Genomic DNA, 2,630 nt, shown 5'->3' with positions numbered 1-2,630 from the left:
AAGGCGGTATGCGGCGACTTTTGTATTGCGTTGCTCACCCCTTAACAGGGCGTTATACGCTTTATGGAAAATGATACAAAAAGGACGTTATGAAGTTATCTGAGTTACAAAGTCATATAAAAGAATTCGATTATGCGCCAGAGCAATCTGAACACTATTTTTTAAAACTAATCGAAGAAGTTGGCGAATTATCGGAATCTATTCGCAAAGGCAAAAGTGGGCAACCAACGCTAGATGAGCTCAAAGGTTCAGTCGCAGAAGAGTTATATGACGTTTTGTATTATGTTTGTGCTCTAGCCAATATTCACGGTGTAAACCTTGAGAAAACGCATGAACTAAAAGAAGTTTTGAATAAGGTTAAGTACAACCGATAGGACGCGCATAACAAATTGTTCAAGAGGGATTCAGCACGCGTGGCATTTTTACTATGCGTTGGTTTTAGTGATTAAGGCGGTATGCGGTAGCATCGGTGTTGCGTGCCTCACCCCTTAACAAGGCGTTAGTTTGCAAGAGGAAAAACGCAGCTATATCGCAAGATCTAGTGGTAAAAGCTCAAAGTTGAAATTGTCGTATCGGCGTTCAATTTCAGTGTTAACTAACATGGTGAAAATCCAAAATTGGCATCGTTTCAACGGTTGATTTGTTCTTTGGTGCGGTGACTTTGAGGTTAACTGAGTCGCAGTTTTTTGCTGAAACTCTGCTCGTTGAGTTTGTTGGTACAAAAGCCGATTTACTCGCTGAAATGGCGTTTTCTCTGGTGTTGTAAGTTCATGTGGTTTCAGTTGCTTTGTTGAAAGTCCGCATTGTGAGATTTGTTTTCCAAAAGCGCTTTTTGGTGTTGTAAGTTCGTTTTCTGCGGCGTTGTTTGTTCCAAGTGGTTTCATTGACTAGCCGTTTTTAGACTACGCCTGACTTAACTGCGTCAAAGCACATAAAGTTTGTTGTTTGCAAAGTTTAAAATAACTTAAAATCAACGCTTTGGGTTTGCAAACTAACAAACTGCTCAAGAGGGATTCACAACGCGTGGCATTTTTACTATGCGTTGAATTTAGTGATTAAGGTGGTTTGCGGCGGCTTTTGTATTGCGTTGCTCACCCCTTAGCAGGGCGTTAGCACTGGGTAGGCATCAAAGGTTAAAAGTTTCTGTGTTTATTGGTTTCTTTTCCTAGCTTTACACCTGATCAAATGTGCCTTTCATGTTCGCTCCGGTGGCACTATATGCGAAGTTTTCGCTTTGATTTTACCGTTTACGGTTGCTAACTTTCGGGCGATTTCTCTGGTGTGGTTTCTTTGGCGCTGAGAAATTTGCGGCAAAACCTAGTTTCTCTGAAGCTGCTGTTAAAGTATGAAGCCCGAATCCTTTGCTAATTTGAAAACGGTGAAAAAGGGCAGTTAAGCATGTTTTTCTTCTATCTAACTTACATCTTGAAGTTAGTTTTCAGTTTGGCAGCTGTCCGTTTGGTTTTAGTGTTTTAAACCATAAATTTCGTTCAATATTTCAGCATCTTGGCGTGTGCCAAAGGCTTTAAGGGCAGCGTGCTAACAAACAATTCAAGAGGGATTCGTAACGCGTGGCATTTTTACTATGCGTTAATTTTGGTGATTAAGGTGGTTTGCGGTAGCATCGGTGTTGCGTTACTCACCCCTTAACTGGGCGTTAACTAACTCCTTGGATCCGGTTTATAAATTAAAGAGAAATGTTCATATGACATCAAAAGAACACTTTAAACCAATACCATGTCATGCAGACTACCTAAAGAGACTTTCTAACCCATATGGGATGAAATGTAATCGACTGCTTGATGACTTTGATTTTTACTATGAAAGTGGGAAAGTCGATTTATATGATGTGAGCCTTGCAGGTCTTTCTCTAACAAGTTGTCTCTACCACAAGATTGGTGACATAGAATCGAGTCTTAGAGCGATGGATATGCATCAGTACTTCGATATTAAATTAGTACAGTCACAGCTATTCAGTGATGGAGAGACGATTTCGGTGGTACTCCCTAAAGCGGAGGTGACTTTAGGAGCGAAGACCGTACAACACATCGCCATTAGTGTGGCACATCTGATAGATTTAGCTTGGCTATCTTTGTTTTGTGAGCAAGTGAGCGATATAGAATACCTTGCCAACTCAGCCGATCACTCAAGCACTGAGTGGTCTGATGTTCGGTCTCATACCTTCTTTGAACTCCAAATGGTCATGCTGGGAATAAAATCTGGCGACGTCAAGTCGTTAATTCAAAAATTTATTGATGTTAGTACGCCTGAATACCTTGAGGGCTTAGCCTTCGAACACGCAAACCTTATCAATTTACCAACGATTAATGTGATGACAAAAGTTCTAAATAAATCAGGTTGTGGTGAAGTGGAATATCAAGAAGCGATGTATGAAGCGGTTAAAGGGCATCACAAGTATTGGAGTCAAAAAAAACTAAAAGAAGAGCTAACTGGCTATTTTTCTATGCCGTTACTGGCACTTGCAAAGCTTGCTTACCAGAAATACGGTTTTCACTTGGGGTTTGAAACGGATTATGTTCCAGAAGCCTTCTATACACGTAATATGCCCGAGCCGAGCTATAGCTTTCTAGATAAGTACAAATCGTAGTTAGTTAACAAACTGTTCAAGA

The 2,630-nt window shown here is 40.6% G+C and carries 2 protein-coding genes; both read left to right on the top strand.

Annotated elements, in window-relative coordinates; translation table 11 throughout:
• Nucleotides 1–89 precede the first annotated feature (89 nt).
• Nucleotides 90–374 (top strand): MazG nucleotide pyrophosphohydrolase domain-containing protein, encoded by a 285-nt coding sequence (locus BIW15_RS23825; protein ID WP_025640084.1) that lies wholly within the window; start codon nt 90–92, stop codon nt 372–374.
• 1,331 nt (nt 375–1,705) lie between these two features.
• Nucleotides 1,706–2,608 (top strand): Imm49 family immunity protein, encoded by a 903-nt coding sequence (locus tag BIW15_RS23795; RefSeq protein ID WP_140290588.1) that lies wholly within the window; start codon nt 1,706–1,708, stop codon nt 2,606–2,608.
• Nucleotides 2,609–2,630 lie beyond the last annotated feature (22 nt).

Source organism: Vibrio sp. SALL6 (assembly GCF_002002385.1).
In the GTDB taxonomy this organism is placed as follows: domain Bacteria; phylum Pseudomonadota; class Gammaproteobacteria; order Enterobacterales; family Vibrionaceae; genus Vibrio; species Vibrio parahaemolyticus.
This window is presented reverse-complemented; position numbering and strand designations above follow the sequence as displayed.

Coding starts and splice junctions, on each gene's coding strand:
- BIW15_RS23825 (WP_025640084.1), top strand. CDS start 90: ATGAAGTTATCTGAGTTACAAAGTCATATAAAAGAATTCGATTATGCG.
- BIW15_RS23795 (WP_140290588.1), top strand. CDS start 1,706: ATGACATCAAAAGAACACTTTAAACCAATACCATGTCATGCAGACTAC.